At 71.2% G+C, this 16,857-nt stretch carries 21 protein-coding genes; 15 read left to right on the forward strand and 6 right to left on the reverse strand.

Features of this window, described 5'->3' with window-relative positions; translation table 11 throughout:
• A partial coding sequence (locus ACXAHD_RS26195) for a hypothetical protein (protein ID WP_475053902.1) occupies nucleotides 1-180 on the reverse strand: 180 nt, incomplete at its 3' end.
• Nucleotides 181-200: 20 nt separating this feature from the next.
• Between ACXAHD_RS26195 and ACXAHD_RS26200 the strand changes: the two genes are divergently transcribed.
• From ACXAHD_RS26200 to ACXAHD_RS26255, 12 genes are all read left to right on the forward strand, one after another.
• Nucleotides 201-851, forward strand: a complete 651-nt coding sequence (locus tag ACXAHD_RS26200) for a ribonuclease FAU-1 family protein (RefSeq protein WP_475053925.1) — start codon at nucleotides 201-203, stop codon at nucleotides 849-851.
• Nucleotides 852-1,083: 232 nt separating this feature from the next.
• Nucleotides 1,084-1,581 carry a 30S ribosomal protein S16 gene (gene rpsP, locus ACXAHD_RS26205; RefSeq protein WP_281553881.1) on the forward strand — a complete coding sequence of 166 codons (498 nt, stop codon included), beginning with the start codon at nucleotides 1,084-1,086 and terminating at the stop codon, nucleotides 1,579-1,581.
• A complete protein-coding gene (locus ACXAHD_RS26210) occupies nucleotides 1,556-1,816 on the forward strand; it encodes an RNA-binding protein (protein ID WP_199757474.1) in 261 nt (86 codons plus the stop codon). Before rpsP ends, ACXAHD_RS26210 begins: the two co-directional genes overlap by 26 nt.
• 2 nt (nucleotides 1,817-1,818) lie before the next feature.
• Complete coding sequence (gene rimM / locus ACXAHD_RS26215) at nucleotides 1,819-2,385, forward strand: ribosome maturation factor RimM (protein ID WP_281555496.1); 567 nt, start codon at nucleotides 1,819-1,821, stop codon at nucleotides 2,383-2,385.
• Between the two features lie 29 nt (nucleotides 2,386-2,414).
• A complete protein-coding gene (gene trmD / locus ACXAHD_RS26220) occupies nucleotides 2,415-3,188 on the forward strand; it encodes a tRNA (guanosine(37)-N1)-methyltransferase TrmD (protein ID WP_289213548.1) in 774 nt (257 codons plus the stop codon).
• Nucleotides 3,189-3,359: 171 nt separating this feature from the next.
• A complete protein-coding gene (gene rplS, locus ACXAHD_RS26225) occupies nucleotides 3,360-3,716 on the forward strand; it encodes a 50S ribosomal protein L19 (protein ID WP_278167775.1) in 357 nt (118 codons plus the stop codon).
• Nucleotides 3,717-4,036: 320 nt separating this feature from the next.
• Nucleotides 4,037-4,885: a signal peptidase I gene (lepB, locus tag ACXAHD_RS26230; RefSeq protein WP_475053906.1), complete on the forward strand. Its 849-nt coding sequence runs from the start codon at nucleotides 4,037-4,039 to the stop codon at nucleotides 4,883-4,885.
• Entirely contained in the window at nucleotides 4,882-5,520 is a 639-nt protein-coding gene (gene lepB / locus ACXAHD_RS26235) for a signal peptidase I (protein WP_281553883.1), read from the forward strand. The genes lepB (ACXAHD_RS26230) and lepB (ACXAHD_RS26235) overlap by 4 nt, the downstream gene beginning before the upstream one ends.
• Before the next feature lie 91 nt (nucleotides 5,521-5,611).
• Complete coding sequence (locus ACXAHD_RS26240; protein WP_281553884.1) at nucleotides 5,612-6,112, forward strand: NUDIX hydrolase; 501 nt, start codon at nucleotides 5,612-5,614, stop codon at nucleotides 6,110-6,112.
• Nucleotides 6,106-6,954, forward strand: coding sequence for a ribonuclease HII (locus ACXAHD_RS26245; protein ID WP_475053911.1), 849 nt, complete (start codon nucleotides 6,106-6,108; stop codon nucleotides 6,952-6,954). Before ACXAHD_RS26240 ends, ACXAHD_RS26245 begins: the two co-directional genes overlap by 7 nt.
• Nucleotides 6,951-7,274 carry a DUF2469 domain-containing protein gene (locus tag ACXAHD_RS26250; RefSeq protein WP_123604412.1) on the forward strand — a complete coding sequence of 108 codons (324 nt, stop codon included), beginning with the start codon at nucleotides 6,951-6,953 and terminating at the stop codon, nucleotides 7,272-7,274. The genes ACXAHD_RS26245 and ACXAHD_RS26250 overlap by 4 nt, the downstream gene beginning before the upstream one ends.
• 196 nt (nucleotides 7,275-7,470) lie before the next feature.
• Nucleotides 7,471-8,028, forward strand: coding sequence for a M23 family metallopeptidase (locus ACXAHD_RS26255; protein WP_281553886.1), 558 nt, complete (start codon nucleotides 7,471-7,473; stop codon nucleotides 8,026-8,028).
• Here the strand turns inward: ACXAHD_RS26255 and ACXAHD_RS26260 are convergent.
• The 5 genes from ACXAHD_RS26260 to ACXAHD_RS26280 form a co-directional block, all read right to left on the reverse strand.
• Nucleotides 8,011-9,213, reverse strand: a complete 1,203-nt coding sequence (locus ACXAHD_RS26260; RefSeq protein WP_475053915.1) for an aminotransferase class V-fold PLP-dependent enzyme — start codon at nucleotides 9,211-9,213, stop codon at nucleotides 8,011-8,013. The two genes, ACXAHD_RS26255 and ACXAHD_RS26260, sit on opposite strands and share 18 nt — an antisense overlap.
• Nucleotides 9,214-9,278: 65 nt before the next feature.
• Nucleotides 9,279-10,280, reverse strand: coding sequence for a tyrosine recombinase XerC (locus ACXAHD_RS26265; RefSeq protein ID WP_475053917.1), 1,002 nt, complete (start codon nucleotides 10,278-10,280; stop codon nucleotides 9,279-9,281).
• Nucleotides 10,277-11,533 carry a DNA-processing protein DprA gene (gene dprA / locus ACXAHD_RS26270; protein ID WP_281553889.1) on the reverse strand — a complete coding sequence of 419 codons (1,257 nt, stop codon included), beginning with the start codon at nucleotides 11,531-11,533 and terminating at the stop codon, nucleotides 10,277-10,279. The genes ACXAHD_RS26265 and dprA overlap by 4 nt, the downstream gene beginning before the upstream one ends.
• The gene (locus ACXAHD_RS26275; protein WP_289212469.1) at nucleotides 11,533-13,050 is read right to left on the reverse strand and encodes a YifB family Mg chelatase-like AAA ATPase; all 1,518 of its coding nucleotides are present in this window, start codon (nucleotides 13,048-13,050) and stop codon (nucleotides 11,533-11,535) included. Before ACXAHD_RS26275 ends, dprA begins: the two co-directional genes overlap by 1 nt.
• Nucleotides 13,051-13,298: 248 nt before the next feature.
• Nucleotides 13,299-13,661, reverse strand: coding sequence for a YraN family protein (locus ACXAHD_RS26280; RefSeq protein ID WP_281553891.1), 363 nt, complete (start codon nucleotides 13,659-13,661; stop codon nucleotides 13,299-13,301).
• Nucleotides 13,662-14,395: 734 nt separating this feature from the next.
• Between ACXAHD_RS26280 and ACXAHD_RS26285 the strand changes: the two genes are divergently transcribed.
• The 3 genes from ACXAHD_RS26285 (at nucleotide 14,396) to tsf (ending at nucleotide 16,729) form a co-directional block, all read left to right on the forward strand.
• Entirely contained in the window at nucleotides 14,396-14,788 is a 393-nt protein-coding gene (locus tag ACXAHD_RS26285; RefSeq protein WP_475053922.1) for a hypothetical protein, read from the forward strand.
• A gap of 222 nt (nucleotides 14,789-15,010) precedes the next feature.
• The gene (gene rpsB, locus ACXAHD_RS26290) at nucleotides 15,011-15,859 is read left to right on the forward strand and encodes a 30S ribosomal protein S2 (RefSeq protein ID WP_281553893.1); all 849 of its coding nucleotides are present in this window, start codon (nucleotides 15,011-15,013) and stop codon (nucleotides 15,857-15,859) included.
• 39 nt (nucleotides 15,860-15,898) lie between these two features.
• Nucleotides 15,899-16,729, forward strand: coding sequence for a translation elongation factor Ts (gene tsf, locus ACXAHD_RS26295; RefSeq protein ID WP_281553894.1), 831 nt, complete (start codon nucleotides 15,899-15,901; stop codon nucleotides 16,727-16,729).
• Nucleotides 16,730-16,857 lie beyond the last annotated feature (128 nt).

Here is a 16,857-nt window from a genome sequence, read left to right on the forward strand (position 1 = left end):
TCCCCCCCCCCACCTAACCCCCCCCCCCCTTTTTGTCCCCTTCCCCTCCCCCCTCCCCCCCCCCCCTCCCTCTTTTTTCCCCTCCCCCCCCCCCCCCCCCCCCCCCCCCCCCCGCTGTCGGGTCGTTCGTGCGGGCCCGCCGGCGGGCCGTTCGTGGACGGTGTCGCTGTCGTTGGGCATGGTGAGCGAGGGAGATGAACATGCGGTTTCAGCCCGGTCAGTTGATCATGCATCGGAATGTGCGGCGCGGGCGTCTCGGCTGGGTCCGTCCGGCCCGGGTCGTCGTCGACGACGAGCGGGGTCTGCTGGTCTGGGTCGACCGGGGCTCGCCGGTGGTCAACGAGGTGGCCGACGACGGCCGTGGCATGCGGGCGATGCCGTTCACCGAGTGGATCACCCGGTCGTACCGGATCAAGCACGGCCGCTGGCTCGGCCCCCCGGTGCTGAAGTTCCTGCCCGCCGGGGCCGCCCACTCGGTGTGGTGGTTCCGCGACGACGCCGGGAACTTCCTCAACTGGTACGTCAACCTCGAAGAGCCCGGTGTGCGCTGGGCCGACGGCGACCTCGCCGGAGTGGACGTAATCGACCAGGACCTGGACGTGGTGGTCCGCCCGGACCGCAGCTGGGTCTGGAAGGACGAGGAGGAGTTCGCCGAGCGGCTCGCCTTCCCGGAGCACTACTGGGTGCGTGACGAGGCGGCGGTACGGGCCGAGGGGCTGCGGGTGATCAAGATCGCCGAGTCGGGTGACTTTCCGTTCGACGGGACCTGGTGCGACTTCCGGCCGGACCCGGCCTGGGCGCCGCCGGCCGAGCTGCCGCCCGGCTGGGACCGCCCGCCGGCAGCCGGCTGACCGCCGGGCACCTCGGGCTGACCGGCGACCCACCGGGGCCACCGGGTGTGGCGGTACGCCGCGGGTCTGGCAGAATAGTGTGTTGGTATCCGGTACGTGTTCGGCGCCCTCTACCCGGGCACGTCGCCAGTCCACCCGAGCTGCCTCTGGCCCAACCCCACTGTGCCGGTCGGCGTTCACCCGCGCACCGCCCTCGGGGGCCGGTGAAGATCGCAACAGGAGCGAACAAACCGTGGCCGTAAAGATCCGGCTTCTGCGGATGGGCAAGATCCGCAACCCGCAGTACCGCATCGTCGTCGCCGACTCGCGTACCAAGCGCGACGGGCGGGCGATCGAGTTCGTCGGGATCTACCACCCGAAGGAAGACCCGTCGGTCATCGAGGTGACCTCGGACCGTGTCCAGTATTGGCTCTCGGTCGGCGCTCAGCCGAGCGAAGCCGTCCAGCGTCTGCTGGAAAAGACCGGCGACTGGCAGAAGTTCAAGGGCCTGCCCGCCCCGGCGCCGCTGCTGGTGGCACCCGAGCGGGCCGACCGCAAGGCGGCGTACGAGGCGGAGGCCAAGGCCGCCGCAGGCGTCGCGGACACGCCGACCAAGCCGGCGAAGAAGGCCGAGAAGAAGGCCGAAGCGAAGTCTGAGCCGAAGGCCGAAGCGAAGTCCGAGCCGGCGGCTGCCGAAGCGCCGGCCAAGACCGAGGAGCCCACCGGTGCCGGCTCCGGCGAGCAGGCCTGACATGGTCCTCCGGCCCGCGCTGGAGCACCTGGTCAAGGGGATCGTCACCCACCCCGACGACGTACGGGTCCGGCTGGTCGACTCGCGCCGGGGCAAGCGCCTGGAGGTACGGGTGCATCCGGAGGACCTCGGCACCGTGATCGGCCGCGGCGGGCGCACCGCCAAGGCGCTGCGTCAGGTGATCGGGTCGATCGGCGGGCGTGGCGTGCGGGTCGACATCGTCGACTCGTACTGATGCTGTTGATCGTCGGTCGGATCGGCCGACCACACGGAATCCGTGGCGAGGTCACGGTCGAGGTCCGGACCGACGAACCGGAGATCCGGTTCGCCGCCGGATCGGTGTTGATCACCGATCCGGCGGCGGTGCCGGCCGTCCGCGAACCGCAGCAGCCGCCACCGCCCGGCGCGACCCTGGTCCGCGTCCCTGACCGGTTGACCATCGAGACGGTCCGCTGGCATCAGGGCCGACCGTTGGTGCAGTTCGCCGGGGTTGTCGACCGCGACCTCGCCGAGGCGTTGCGGGGCGTACTGCTCTGCGTGGACAGCAGCGACATCGCCACCCCGGAGGATCCGGACGAGTACCACGATCACCAGCTGGTCGGCCTGACGGCGGTCACGTCGTCCGGCGAGGTCCTCGGCGAGGTGGCCCGGATCGACCACGCGCCCGCATCCGATCTGCTGGTGCTCCGCCGGCCCGGCGGCGGGTCCGCCCTGGTGCCGTTCGTCCGGACGATCGTGCCGGAAGTGGATCTCCCCGGTGGGCGGGTGGTCGTCGACGCCCCACCCGGCCTGCTCGACCTGTGAGCGCTCCGATGCCATCCGGCGCGGTGGCGCTGCAGGTGGACGTCGTCACGATCTTTCCGGACTACCTGGCGCCGCTGGACCTGTCGCTGATCGGCCGGGCACGCCGAGCCGGCCTGCTCAGCGTCGAGGTGCACGACCTGCGCCGCTGGACGCACGACGTGCATCGGACGGTGGACGACACCCCGTACGGCGGTGGTGCCGGGATGGTGATGCGCCCGGAGCCGTGGGGCGCGGCGCTGGACGAGCTGGCTGCTGCCGGACGGCCGCCCGCGCGGCTGGTGGTGCCGACCCCGGTGGGGGAGCGGTTCGACCAGGCGATGGCGCAGCGGTTGGCCGCCGAGCCTCGACTGATCTTCGCCTGTGGCCGCTACGAGGGGATCGACCAGCGGGTGATCGACGAGGCGGCGGGAGCGCTGCCGGTGACCGAGGTGTCCCTCGGCGATTTCGTCATCTTCGGCGGTGAGGTCGCCGTGCTGGCCATCCTGGAGGCGGTGACCCGGTTGATTCCCGGAGTGCTCGGCAACGCCGGATCGCTCGTCGAGGAGTCCCACTCGGACGGGTTGCTGGAGGGGCCGGTCTACACCAAGCCGCCGCAGTGGCGGGGACGCGAGGTGCCGGAGGTACTACGATCGGGCGATCACGGCCGGATCGCCCGGTGGCGGCGAGACCAGGCGCTGCTCCGTACCGTATCGCGTCGGCCGGATCTGCTCGCCGGACTGCCGGCCGGAAAACTTGACAAAAGAGACATTGCGCTGCTGGTTGCGGCCGGATTTCAACTGCCGGCCGGTGATGTGGCAGAGTAGTGGGGTTGCCGCAGACGGGCATGCGTGTCCGGCTGCGAGGATCCCGCCAGCGGGAAGGCGTCGAACGTTGCGGCATCGAATGCTGAGGCGTCGAGCGTTCCGGCCCGGGATCAGAATCATCCATCCGCGCACCGCGAGACGGTGCGCCTTGAGTAGCCCAAGGATGCAGCGATGAACACGCTGGACGCTCTTGACGCCCAGTCGCAGCGGACCGACCTTCCGGACTTCCGCGCCGGTGACACGCTCAAGGTGCACGCCCGGGTCGTCGAAGGTAACCGTTCCCGGGTGCAGGTCTTCCAGGGCGTGGTGATCCGCAGGCAGGGTGCCGGCCTGCGGGAGACCTTCACCGTCCGCAAGGTCAGTTTCGGTGTCGGAGTCGAGCGGACCTACCCGGTCAACAGCCCGGCCATCGACCGGATCGAGATGGTGACCCGTGGTGACGTCCGTCGCGCCAAGCTGTACTACCTGCGGGAACTCCGTGGCAAGGCCGCCAAGATCAAGGAAAAGCGGGAGAAGCAGGTCAGCTGAGCCCGCTGATCCCGGTTCCCGATCTCAGGACTGCCGCTGGGAGCTTTCGCCAACTACCCTTGCGGTAGTGACCGATGGGGAGCGCTACATCCGCGGCATCCGTCGTGGCGGCGGGAGTCAACTGTGCTACCGCTCGTGGCGCCTGACGAGAGGCGCCGTGGGCGGTAGCGCCGTGTCTCGGGACCGGGGAGATGCGTAGCGTGTATCCACAAGGAGACCAGGATCAGTGGCAGCGGCGTGCCTCGTCGGGGGCGCGGTCGCAGCGCAACCGTCGGGACGGCCGGGCGGTAGCGCGCCCGCGTCGGTCGGGCCAGTCCGGCATGCAGATGGTGCAGCGCAGGCGTCGGCAGATGCCGCTGTGGCAGGAGTTGCCGCTGCTGCTGGTGGTGGCCTTCTGCCTGGCGGTGCTGATCCGCTCCTTCCTGCTGCAGGCGTTCTTCATCCCGTCCGGCTCCATGGAGGACACACTGCTGGTCGGTGACCGGGTGCTGGTCAACAAGGTCGTTTACGACGTCCGGGATCCGGTGCGCGGCGAGGTCGTCGTCTTTCGGGGCACCAACGACTGGGCACCGGAGCACACCGACGACCCCGACCTCGGTTTCGTCGCCAAACTCGGCCGCACCGTTGGTGATCTGGTCGGGGTTGGCCGGCCCGGTGAGAAGGACTTCATCAAGCGGGTCATCGGCGTACCGGGCGACCGGATTCGCTGCTGTGACGACCAGGGCCGGCTGACCGTCAACGACCAGCCGTTGGACGAGGCCGGCTACGTCCTGGAGGACTCGCCGCTGGACGTCCCACCGAGCCCAGGTGAGTGCCGGTCCCGGCAGTTCGCTGAGGTCGTGGTCGAGCCTGGACACCTGTTCGTGATGGGTGACCACCGACTGGTCTCACAGGACTCCCGCTGTCAGGGCTCGGTGCCGATCGAGAACGTCATCGGCCGGGCCTTCGTGATCGTCTGGCCCCAGGATCGCTGGGACGGCCTGTCCGTGCCGGACACCTTCGACAGCCTGCCGCCGACGGCTCCGACTCCGGCGGCGGTCGATCAGCCGGGGGACGTTCCGGAGACCTCCGGTGACCTGGTGGTTGTGCTGCCAGTGATGATTCCGCTACTTTTCGCTTCGCGCTCCGTGCCGCTGTCCTCAGCCAGACGTCGTAGGCTCCGGTTGTGATCGACGAGCAGACCGAGAAGAAGCCCAGTTCCTTCTGGCGTGAACTACCGATCCTGTTGGGTGTGGCGGTCCTCGTCGCGGTCCTGGTCCGGGCGTTCGTCCTGCAGACCTTCTACATCCCGTCGCCGTCGATGGAGCACACCCTCGACATCAACGACCGGGTGCTGGTCAACAAGGTCGTCTACCACTTCCGGTCGCCCGAACGCGGCGAGATCGTCGTGTTCCGGGCCCCACCGGAGTGGAGCAGCAACCCGGACGGTGAGGACTTCATCAAGCGGGTCATCGGGGTCGGCGGAGACCGGGTCGAGTGCTGTGACGCCGAGGAACGGTTGATCATCAACGGCCAGCCGCTGGACGAGCCGTACATCTACTCCGAGGGCGGGATCAGCGATCCCGCAGCGGTCGGTCCGTTCGACATCACCGTGCCGGAAGGACGGCTCTGGGTGATGGGTGACCATCGCTCGGCATCGGGTGACTCGCTGGAGCACTGGGACCGCAGCGGCGACATCGACTACGCCACCATCACCGAGGACTCCGTGGTCGGCCGGGCGTTCACCGTCTTCTGGCCACTGGACCGGGCCACCTGGCTCACCGTGCCGGAGCCGTTCGAGACCGTGCCGAGTTCGGGACCGTGACCGGTCACGTCACGCCGTCCCGGACGGTGCGGTCGGCGGTGGCAGCGGCCCACGTGTCGTGCCGGTCGGCTTGTTCTCCTACTCTGGTCGGGTGACCGACGCGGAGCTGACGGTGGACCGAGCGCCAAAGCCGGCGTGCAACCGGCACGCGGCCCGGGTCCTGCTCGTCGACTCGGCGGGTCGGGTGCTGCTGCTCCGCGGGTACGACCCGGCCCGTCCCGGGCACCGGTACTGGTTCACCCCCGGCGGTGGACTGGAGCCCGGCGAGACCCCGGCCGACGGCGCGGTCCGCGAGTTGGCCGAGGAGACCGGGCTGCGGGTGACACCGACCGAGTTGGGCACGCCGGTCTGGCAGGAAACCGTCGAGTTCCCGTTCGACGGACGGTGGTACCGCCAGGAACAGCACTTCTTCCTGCTGCGGGTGCCCAACTGGCAGGTCGACACGAGCGGGTTCGACGCCATCGAACGCCGTACGATCGACGCTCACCGGTGGTGGCCGATCGGCGAGCTCGCGGCCACCCCGGAACGGGTCTATCCGCCTGAGCTGCCGACCCTGCTGCGCCGGCTGACGGGAGAGGCCGAACCGTGCTGACTCCACCGCGTACCGTGGTGCGCCGTGACGCCGGGCTCTACGCGTTGGAGCAGGCCCTGCGCCGACGCGGATTCGCCCAGGTCGCCGGCGCCGACGAGGCCGGTCGGGGTGCGTGTGCCGGGCCGCTGGTGGCGGCTGCGGTGGTGCTCGCGCCGGGCCGGCGGGGTGAGATCGACGGGCTGGCCGATTCGAAGCTGCTCACCCCGGGGGCGCGGGAGCGGGTCTACGCCTCGGTCCGTGACCGGGCACTCGCCCACCGGATCGTGGTGGTTCCAGCGGACGAGATCGACCGTCGGGGCCTGCACGTGTGCAATCTCGCCGCGATGCGCCGGGCGCTGGCCGGGCTCAGTCCCGCACCCGAGTACGTGTTGACCGACGGGTTCGGCGTCGACGGGCTCGGAGCGCCCGGGCTCGCGGTGTGGAAGGGTGACCGGGTGGCGGCTTGCGTGGCGGCGGCCAGCGTGCTCGCGAAGGTCACTCGGGACCGGCTGATGGTCGAGCTCGACGGGCGGTTCCCGGGTTACGGTTTCGCCGAGCACAAGGGCTATGCCACCGCCGAGCATCAGGCCGCGCTGAGTCGGCAGGGGCCGTGTGCCGAGCACCGGTTCTCGTACGTCAACGTAGCGGCTGCCTCCGGCCGGTCCGCGAGCCCGCCCCGCTCCCGCCGACCGGCCGCCGAAGCTGACCGGGCCGATGGAACCGACTCGGCCGGTATCGGCATCCGTGAGCCGATGGGGCGTCCGGACCCCGTACGGGGTACCGTCGGCGTGGCGTTGGACGAGCAGCTTCGCCAACCGGCGCTACTGGGGGAAGATGTGGTCATGGAAGGCGGATGGCGATGAGCGCCGAGGATCTCGAGAAGTACGAGACAGAGATGGAGCTGCAGCTCTACCGGGAGTACCGCGACATCGTCCGCCAGTTTTCGTACGTCGTCGAGACCGAGCGTCGCTTCTACCTGGCGAACCAGGTCGACCTGCACGTGCGCAATTCTGACGGCGAGGTGTACTTCGAGGTCGAGATGCACGATGCCTGGGTGTGGGACATGTACCGTCCTGCCCGTTTCGTGAAGAACGTCAGAGTGATGACGTTCAAGGATGTAAATGTGGAAGAGTTGGACAAGCCGGAAATCTCACTACCGGCAGATTCCGGATTCAGCGGCTGACTTCAATGGGCGCCACCAGGTCGTCCGGGAACCGGGTATCGACGGGCACCGTCGGCGACCGAGACTCGACACATCGGCCGGCCGGTCCTTAGCAGATCGACTGCGACGAGGTTCCGTTCTCCACAGTTGAGTCAGTATCCACAGTCTGTCGTCCGCTCGTCGAGGCCCTGCCCCGGTCGGGTGCCAGGTTGTCGGCATGAGAATACTGCTCCTGCCGATGCTGGTAGCGACGATCCTGTTCAGCACTGCGCCCGCGGTCCCCGCCACGGCGTTGGTCGCCGCTGCCGGACCACCACCGACCGGGTCCGCGCGCCCAGCTGCAGACCCGCGTTTCCATCCGCCACTGGCCGGGGCCGTCACGCTGAGCCGCCGGTTCGACCCGCCCCCGGTGCCGTGGGGGCGCGGACACCGGGGCGTCGATCTCACCGCCGACGTCGGCGCCACCGTGTATACCGCTGGAGCCGGCACGGTCAGCTACTCCGGTCGGATCGTCGACCGGGGCGTGGTGAGCATCAGTCACCCGGGTGGGTTCAGGACCACCTACGAACCCGTGGACGGCTGGCTCGCCGTCGGCACCGCGGTCAGCGCCGGTCGTCCGATCGGCACCGTTACCGAAGGCCATCCGGGTTGTCCTGCCGACGCGTGCCTGCACTGGGGCCTGCGGCTGACGGACGGCAGCTACCTTGACCCGTTGCTGTTGCTCGGCAACGGACGTGTCCGCCTGCTGCCGCTCGGGTCAGCCGGCCCGGTGTAGCAGCGTGGGCAGCAGTTCCGCGAGCCGGTCGTAGTCTGCTGCCCGGTTGTACACCTGAGCGCAGATTCGCAGCCACGCCCGACCGGACCACCAGGCGACCGACACCTCGGTGGCCAGCTCGTCGGCGATCCGACGACGCAGCGCGGCCGCTGCGGCAGCGCTGTCGGCCGCGCCGGCCGGTAGCGGGACCAGCCGCATGGCCAGCTGGGCCGACTCTGGCCGGCGCGGATCGGGTACCGGGAGCCGCTGCGGCGGGACCCCCAGCGCATCGGCGATGGTCCGCTGGCCGTAACCGGCCAGTGCGGCGTTGTGCGCCCGGACCCGGTCCAGGCCGAGGCTGCGCAACGCGTACAGGCCAGCCGGCGCAGCCAGCCACGCGGTGTAGTCACGGGTGCCCTGCCACTCCACCCGCGACGGGAACCCGGATTCCTGCTCCCAGGAGACCCCCAGCGGCTCTAACCGTTCCCGCCACCGGGGCGCGACCGCCAACAGCGCCGTGCCGCGCGGCGCGAACGCCCACTTGTGCAGGTTGCCCACCCAGAAGTCGGCGCCGATCTGGTCGACCTCGACCGCCAGCATCCCCGGTACGTGGGCGGCGTCGACCAGGACCGGTACGCCGGCGTCACGGGCTACCGGGACCAGCTCGGCGACCGGGAACACCTGTGCGGTCGGCGAGGTGACCTGGTCGACCACCAGCAGCCGGGTCTGGCCCGGCCGGAGCGCGGCGCGCAGCCGCTCGACGACCTCCTCAGCCGGCGCCCCCAGCGGCACGGCTACGACGCGTGCCGTCGCGCCAGTGCGTCGGCACTCCCGCTCGACCGAGAGCGCGACCGCGCCGTACCCGTGGTCGGTCAACAGCACCTCGTCACCGCTGCCCAGACGCAGCGTCTGCAGCACGGTCGCGGCGGCGACGGTGACGTTGTCGACCAGTGCGGCGCACTCCGGGTCGGCACCGAGGAAAGCGGCTAGATGGCGGCGGGTGTGGCCGATCCGGTCCAGCAGACCCTGGGTGAAGAACCGCTGCGGGTCGGCCTCCATCTCGTCGCGTAGCCGCTGCTGCACCCGCTGCACCGTGACTGGGACCGCGCCGAACGCGCCGTGGTTGAGGTGGGTGACCGCCGGGTCGAGGGAGAACAGCATCCGTGCCCCAGGTAGCGGTTCGGGTGGGACCAGGCCGCCGCTCATCGGCATATCGTAGGCGAGCCGTCTCGGCCCGGTCCGGTGAGCAGCCCCTCCCCGGGCCGGCAGCCTCAGGCCCGCGGATGGGCCTGCCGGTACGCCGCCCGCAACCGTTCCACCGACACGTGGGTGTAGAGCTGGGTGCTGGCCAGCGAGGCGTGCCCGAGCAACTCCTGGACCGATCGCAGGTCGGCGCCACCCTCCAACAGGTGGGTGGCCGCCGAGTGGCGCAGTCCGTGCGGGGTGACGCGGGGTACACCCGCGTCGCGGGCAGCCGCGGTGACGATGCGGCGTACCACCGTGGCCTGGAGCCGGCCGCCCTTCGCGCCGAGCAGTAGCGCCTCGCCGGAGTGGGGCGACGCGAGCGCTGGTCGCCCATGGACCAGCCAGTCGTGGAGCGCCGCCCCGGCCGGCACTCCGTACGGCACGGTCCGCTCCCGGCCGCCCTTGCCCAGCACCCGGAGTACCCGCCGGCCCGGGTCGAGGTCGGCGAGGTCGAGCCCGCAGAGTTCGCTCACCCGGACCCCGGTCGCGTACAGCAGCTCCAGGACCAGTCGGTCGCGCAGCCGCAGCGGGCCGTCCGGACCGGTGCCGGTCGGTTCCCGGGTCTGTTCCCCGGCCGGCTGAGCCTGCGAGCCGGTGCCGTCGCCGTGCGGCATCAGCTGCGCGGCCTGCTCGAAGCGCAGCACCGCCGGCAGCGTCCGGTGCGGCCGAGGGCTGGCCAGGGCCGCACCGGCATCGGCGCCGGTCAACCCGCTGCGGTGCGCCCAGCCGCTGAAGGCGCGTGCGGCCGCCGCCCGCCGGGCCAGCGTGGCCCGGGCGGCGCCGAACGTCCGTTGCCTGGCCAGCCAGCTACGCAACACCGTGATGTCGAGCCCGGCGGGGGAGTGGACCCCCATCCGGGCTGCGTGATCGAGCAGCGACACGACGTCACCGACGTACGCCCGTACGGTGTGGGCCGAACGGTTGTCGACCAGAGCGAGGTGCCGCGCGAACGCGTCCACGGCGTCGCGCAGGCCGGACGGCAGACCGGCGTGCCGCGCGGCGGTGCCCCGGCTGTCGTCGTCGCTCACTTCCCGACCGTCGGCCCGGCGGCCCGATCGGTCAAGTCGCCACGCCGGCCGACCCCGGTGCCGGACCGTGGCGGCAACCGGTAGCGCCCGTCCGCGCCGGTGAGCAGCCCTCGGGCCTGCAGCGCGGAGACCGAACGCATCGCGGTGCGGATGTCGACGCCGGCCCGGCCGGCCAGCTCGTCCAGGTCGACCGAGCCGCGGCCGGGAACCGCCTCCAGGACCCGCGCCGTCTGGGGATCGAGCGAGTCACGGGGACGCTCGGGCCCGCGCGGTGGCGGTGCGAGGTCGATACCGATCCGGCCGATCTCCTCCTGCACGTGGGCGACCCCGGCGACGAGCCGGGCCTGCGGGTGGTCGCGCAGAATCTCGTGACAGCCGACAGACACGGCGGAGGTGATCGGCCCCGGCACCACCATGGTCGCCCGGCCCAGGGCCAACGCGCGCCGGACCGTCTGGGCGGCCCCGCTGCGGGCACCGGCCTCGACCAGCACGGTCCCGGCCGTCGCGGCGGCGATCAACCGGTTGCGGGTGAGGAACCGGTGCCGCAGCGGCTCGGCGCCGGGCAGCCACTCACTGACCAGCAGCCCGGACTCGACGATCTGGTCGAACATCGCCGTGTTGCCGGTGGGGTACGGCCGGTCGATCCCGCAGGCCAGCACCGCCACCGTGCTGCCGCCAGCGGCGAGCGCACCGCGATGGGCGCAGGCGTCGATGCCGTACGCACCTCCGGAGACGATCGTCCAACCCTGCTCGGCAAGGCCGTGGCCGAACTCCATGCTGACGTGACGTCCGTACTCGCTGGGCGCCCGGGAGCCGACCACGGCGACCGACCGGGCCAGCGCCTCGGCGAGCGGCAACGGCCCACGGATCCACATGGCCAGCGGGGGCGCGCCGCCCCGGGAATCTCCGAAACCGGCACCGCCCGACCCCCCGCCGGGGCGACGGGCCAGCCGGGTCAGGTCCTCAACCTGGCACGGCCAGTCCGGATCGTCCGGCGTCACCAGCCGGGCGCCGACCCGCGCCGCCCGGTCGAGGGCGGCGGCGGCCACCTGCAGCGGATCGGCGGTCGCCAGCCGCGCGGAGCTCGCCGTCCGGGTCGGGTCGTCCGGGCTCCGCCCGGCGCGCAGCCGGGCCAGCGCCTCGACCGGGCCGACCGCCCCGACGAGCCGGTGAACGGCTTCGTTTCCGGGCTCGGCGAGCCAGGTCAACGCGATCCGGGCCAGCCGGCTGCCGGCCGTCTCGGCGCCCGGCATCACAGCTCGCCCGTCCGCAGCTGGATGGCTTCGTCGATGTCGGCCGAGTCCGGCCGGGACCGTCCGTCCAGGTCCGCGATTGACCAGGCGAGTCGCAGAATGCGGTCGAAGCCCCGGGCGGAGATCGCACCGACGTCCAGCCGGCGGCGCAGTGCGGCGGTCTCACCGGCGGGCAGCCGCCACGGCGGGCGTCGCAACGCGGGCCCGGGGACCACCGAGTTGGTCCGCCACCCCTGGTTGGCCCAGCGCTGCCGGGCGGCCTCGCGGGCGGCGGCCACCCGGTCGGCGACCGTCGCGGTCGGTTCCGCCGGCGTCTGGGTCGTCATCAGGTCCACGGCCCGCAGCGCGGTGAGGCTCACCTGCAGGTCGATGCGATCCATCAGCGGACCGGACAGTCGGTTGCGGTAGCGGCGCCGTACCACGGGCGGGCACTCGCAGAGCTGGTCGCCGGCCGGTCGGGCGCACGGGCACGGGTTGGCCGCCAGCACGAGCTGGCACCGGGCGGGGTACTCGGTGACCCCCAGGGCGCGGGTGATCAGCACCCGCCCCTTCTCCAGCGGCTGCCGCAACGAATCCAGCACCCGGCCGTGGAACTCGGGTGCCTCGTCAAGGAACAGGACGCCGTGGTGAGCCAGCGAGACCGCGCCGGGGCGGGCCAGCCCGGAACCGCCGCCGACCAGCGATGCGACGGTCGCCGAGTGGTGCGGGGCCTGGAACGGCGGTCGGCGTAGCAGGGCGCTGCCCGGTGGCAGCACCCCGGCGATCGAGTGCAACGCGGAGACCTCCAGCGCCGCCGCGTCGTCCAACGGCGGCAGCAGGCCGGGGAGCCGTTCCGCCAGCATGGTCTTGCCGGCACCGGGCGGCCCGATCAGCGCCAGGTGGTGGCCGCCGGCTGCGGCGATCTCCAAGGCCCGCTTGCCGAACGCCTGCCCGGCTACGTCCGCGAGGTCCGGGCCGGCCTGGATGGTGCCCGGCTTCGGTGGCGGCGGATCGAGCAGCTCGCCGGCGCCACGGATGAACGCGATCAGCCGGTGCAGCGTGTCGACGGCCTTGACCCGGACTCCCGGCACCACCGCCGCTTCGGCCGCGTTCGCGGCCGGCACCACCACCTGGGTCACCCCGGCCCGGGCTGCGGCCACCACCATCGGCAGCAGCCCGCGCACCGGTCGTACGGTGCCGTCCAGGCCCAACTCGCCGAGCAGCGCCACACCGTCGACCGGGGCGAGCGGCAGCTCTCCGGTGCCGCCGAGCAGCGCGGTGGCCACTGCGAGATCGAACCCCGAACCGACCTTGGGCAGCGTCGCCGGTAGCAGGTTGACGGTGATCCGCCGGTTCGGCCAGTGCTGCCCGGAGTTGACGATCGCGGCGCGTACCCGGTCCCGTGCCTCATGCAGGGTGGTGTCCGGCAACCCCGAGATGATCACTGCCGGGAGCCCAGCGGCGAGGTCGGCCTCCACCTCCACGAGATGTCCGGTGACGCCGACCAGACCGACGCAGAGCACCTTCGCGTAGCTCATCGCCCGGTCTCCACCGGTGGGCCGTCCGTCGTGGAGGGTGGTCGGTCGTCGGTGCGCGGCGGGCGGCGGATGTCGTTTCTCATGGCTCGACGGTCGCTGTCGGCGACCCGGGCGCCGGGCCGGGAAGGGGCGCGCCTGTGGACAAAGGTCCCGCTGTGGACAACGCGGCGACCGGTCGATGCCGGATGCTAGGCAACGGCTGCCAGGCAACGGCTGCCAGCCGACGCCGACCGGTCGGGCGACGGTGGTCAGAAGACCGCCGTCAGGTGCCGGACCTGGGCCGCGCCGGACCGACCGACGGTCACGCAGATCAAATCGAATCGCACCGGCCGCCGGCCATGTCCCGGGTTCGCGGCCAGCCAGCCGGCGGCCAGCCGGCGGATCCGCCGGGCCTTGGCTGTGGTGACCGCTTCCTCCGGCGCGCCGTAGCGGCCACTGCGGCGGGTCTTCACCTCGCAGAACACGATGGTGTCGGCGTGCCGGGCGATGATGTCGATCTCGCCGGCCGTACAGCGCCAGTTGCGTTCGACGACGACGAGCCCGGCGTCGATGAGGTGCCGTACGGCGCAGCGTTCGCCGTAGGCGCCGACGGCCTGCCTGATGTTGGTCATGTCTGGCAAAGTGCCCGGCGGTGACGGCCGATGTCGGGTGCGGTACGCCGTGGTTGTGGACGGCGGGCAGGCTGTGGACGCCGCGACGGCACCGGCCGCCGGCCTGCTAGCGCCGGTCTGACCAGCACCGGTACAAGATCGTCGGGGACGTCCGTGGAGCGGACCCGAGTGGCGGCGGCGGTTGCGGTGACATACGGTCCCTGTCCGTGGACCCGAACCGAAACTATCCGGACGACCCCGATCCCCGGTGGTACTCCGAGCGCACTTACGTCGATCCGTCCTGGCAATCCTCCGACTCGAGCAGCGACCGGCTCGGTGACGACCCGTTCGGCGGCACCAGCCGGTACGCCAGCGGCGACGGTACCGGTGAACTTCGGGCCGCCCGGGCTACCCGGGCGGACACGACGGAAGGGGGCCGACGGCGCGCGGCGCCGGACCCGGCGTCGGCACCGCCGTACGGCGGAGTTCCCGCGTCGGCCCCGCCGTACGGGGCGCCCGCGTCGGCCCCGCCGTTTGCGCCCGCGTCGGCCCCGCCGTTTGCTCCGCCGACGTCGGCACCTCCCGGAACAGCGAGCGGTCCACCGTTCGCGACTGCGGAGCCTCGGCCCGAGCCCGGTCCGGCAATCGATCCCGGCCGGCGGTCCGACTCCGCAAGGCGGTCCGATCCCGGCCGGCGGTCCGACCAGGGGCGGCCGGACGAGTCGGCCAGTTCGGTCGACATCCCCACCGGGCTCATGCCACCGGTCACGCCCCGTCCGGCCGGTGATCCACCACCGATCGGGGAGTACGGCGGCCGGCGGGCACCAGCGGGCAGCGTCGTCAGCGACGGGGTGTACCGCAGTCGACGTCCTGCGCTGGGGATCCTGTTCGCCGTCCTGGTGATGATCTTCGAGGTGCCGGCGTTGCGGCTGTTGCTCGATGGAGCGCTCGCCGATCCGGCCGAGGTCGGCGCGGTGGTCGCCGGTACGGCGCTGATGATCGGTCTGCCCGCGTTCGGTATCGGTCTCTACGCGCTGGCCACCGGGGCGACCAAGGTGGGTTCTCCGGTCGAGGCGTTGCTGCGTCCGCCGACCGCGCACCTGCTGGTCGGCCTGCTGCTGTTCGTGGTGGCCGGACTCGCGGGCTGAACCCTGCGGGCTGGCCGGGTCGCGACCCGGCGCAGGGCGTACACTTGACAACCGGCGACCGCCTCGCGCGGTCGACCTCGCGCGCCCTTCTCCCCGGCGACAGCCGTGGGGGCGACGGTCCCCTGGTCCTGATCACTCAGGCCCACCATGATCGCCGACCGGGCGCCAGGACGCTCGGCCGCCGGCCGGCGTGACAACCAGGGACAAAAGGGAGAAGACACCATGGCCGTGGTGACCATGCGTCAGCTGCTGGAGAGCGGTGTGCACTTCGGGCACCAGACCCGGCGCTGGAACCCGAAGATGAAGCGGTTTATCTTCACCGAGCGTAACGGCATTTACATCATCGACCTGCGCCAGACTCTCGACTACATCGAGAAGGCGTACACCTTCGTCCGTGACACGGTGGCCGACGGCGGCAACATTTTGTTCGTCGGGACCAAGAAGCAGGCACAGGAGGCCATCGCCGAGCAGGCGACCCGGGTCGGTCAGCCGTACGTCAACCACCGCTGGCTCGGCGGCATGCTGACCAACTTCCAGACGGTGTACAAGCGACTGCAGCGGATGAAGGAGCTGGAGGCGCTGGACCTGACCGGCACCGCGCAGGGCTACACCAAGAAGGAAACCCTGCAACTGTCCCGGGAGAAGGACAAGCTCAGCCGTACGCTCGGCGGTCTGCGGGACATGCAGAAGGTGCCGGCGGCGATCTGGGTCGTCGACACCAAGAAGGAGCACATCGCCGTTGACGAGGCCCGCAAGCTGGGCATTCCGGTGATCGCGGTGCTCGACACCAACTGTGACCCGGACGAGGTCGATTTCCCGATCCCGGGCAACGACGACGCGATCCGCTCCGCCGAGCTGCTCACCCGGGTCGTCGCGACCGCCGTGGCGGACGGCCTGATCGCCCGTTCCGGCAAGTCGCGTGGTGCCGAGGAGAAGCCGGAGCCGGGCGCCGTGGCCACCGATGAGCCGCTGCCCGAGTGGGAGCGCGAGCTGCTCGAGGGGCCGGCCAACAAGGAGAACGAGCCCTCGGCCAGCAAGGAAAACGAGCCCGCTGCCGCCGCCGCGGAGTGACGACCACCCAAGCCGTCTGACGAGACTGAAGAGAGAGTCATGTCCAACTTCACCGCCGCGGACGTCAAGAAGCTCCGCGACCTCACCGGCGCCGGCATGATGGACTGCAAGAAGGCGCTGCAGGAGGCCGAGGGCGACTTCGACAAGGCCGTAGAGATCCTGCGGATCAAGGGTGCCAAGGACGTCGGAAAGCGGGCCGGCCGCACCGCCGCGAACGGTCTGGTGGCCCACGCCGGATCGGCGTTGCTGGAGCTCAACTGCGAGACCGACTTCGTCGCGAAGAACACCGACTTCATCGATTTCGCGCAGTTGCTGGTCGAGCACGGAGAGCAGATCAAGGCCACCGACGCTGAGGTGCTGCTCGGCTCCACCCTGCCGGACGGCCGGCCGGTCGCCGACGCGGTCCAGGAGCAGTCCGCCAAGATCGGCGAGAAGCTGGTGCTCAACCGGTTCGCCCGGCTCGACGGCACCGTCACGGTCTATCTGCACCGCAAGGCGCAGGACCTTCCGCCGCAGGTGGGCGTCCTGGTGGCGTACTCCGGCAAGGAGGACGAGGCGGCCGACGCCGACGCCCGCGGCGTGGCGATGCAGATCGCCGCGATGCGGCCGCGCTTCCTCACCCGTGAGGAGGTGCCGGCGGAGACGGTCGAGTCGGAGCGCCGGATCGCCGAGCAGACGGCCCGCGAGGAGGGCAAGCCGGAAGCGGCCATGCCCAAGATCATCGAGGGCCGGGTGAACGCCTTCTTCAAGGACTTCGTCCTGCTGGAGCAGGCCTCGGTGGCGGACAACAAGAAGACGGTCAAGAAGGTGCTGGCTGAGGCCGGCATCGACGTGACTGGTTTCGTCCGGTTCGAGGTCGGCCAGGCCTGAGCTGCGGTCCGGGCCGGTGTCCGGTGGGGAAGAAAGGGAGGGGAAAGAGAAAAAAAGAACAAAATGAAGAGCAAAAAAAAAAACCGACAAAAGAGAAAATTTGTTTCCATTACACGCACCCACACCCC

The organism is Micromonospora sp. ABR4_055 (assembly GCF_056160425.1).

What these genes read in the sequence shown, in the direction of transcription:
- ACXAHD_RS26200 (WP_475053925.1), top strand. Translation starts at nt 201, where the DNA reads ATGCGGTTTCAGCCCGGTCAGTTGATCATGCATCGGAATGTGCGGCGC.
- rplS (WP_278167775.1), top strand. Translation starts at nt 3,360, where the DNA reads ATGAACACGCTGGACGCTCTTGACGCCCAGTCGCAGCGGACCGACCTT.
- lepB (WP_475053906.1), top strand. Translation starts at nt 4,037, where the DNA reads ATGCAGATGGTGCAGCGCAGGCGTCGGCAGATGCCGCTGTGGCAGGAG.
- ACXAHD_RS26250 (WP_123604412.1), top strand. Translation starts at nt 6,951, where the DNA reads ATGAGCGCCGAGGATCTCGAGAAGTACGAGACAGAGATGGAGCTGCAG.
- ACXAHD_RS26255 (WP_281553886.1), top strand. Translation starts at nt 7,471, where the DNA reads ATGAGAATACTGCTCCTGCCGATGCTGGTAGCGACGATCCTGTTCAGC.
- ACXAHD_RS26260 (WP_475053915.1), bottom strand. Translation starts at nt 9,213, where the DNA reads ATGAGCGGCGGCCTGGTCCCACCCGAACCGCTACCTGGGGCACGGATG.
- dprA (WP_281553889.1), bottom strand. Translation starts at nt 11,533, where the DNA reads ATGCCGGGCGCCGAGACGGCCGGCAGCCGGCTGGCCCGGATCGCGTTG.
- ACXAHD_RS26275 (WP_289212469.1), bottom strand. Translation starts at nt 13,050, where the DNA reads ATGAGCTACGCGAAGGTGCTCTGCGTCGGTCTGGTCGGCGTCACCGGA.
- ACXAHD_RS26280 (WP_281553891.1), bottom strand. Translation starts at nt 13,661, where the DNA reads ATGACCAACATCAGGCAGGCCGTCGGCGCCTACGGCGAACGCTGCGCC.
- ACXAHD_RS26285 (WP_475053922.1), top strand. Translation starts at nt 14,396, where the DNA reads ATGCCACCGGTCACGCCCCGTCCGGCCGGTGATCCACCACCGATCGGG.
- rpsB (WP_281553893.1), top strand. Translation starts at nt 15,011, where the DNA reads ATGGCCGTGGTGACCATGCGTCAGCTGCTGGAGAGCGGTGTGCACTTC.
- tsf (WP_281553894.1), top strand. Translation starts at nt 15,899, where the DNA reads ATGTCCAACTTCACCGCCGCGGACGTCAAGAAGCTCCGCGACCTCACC.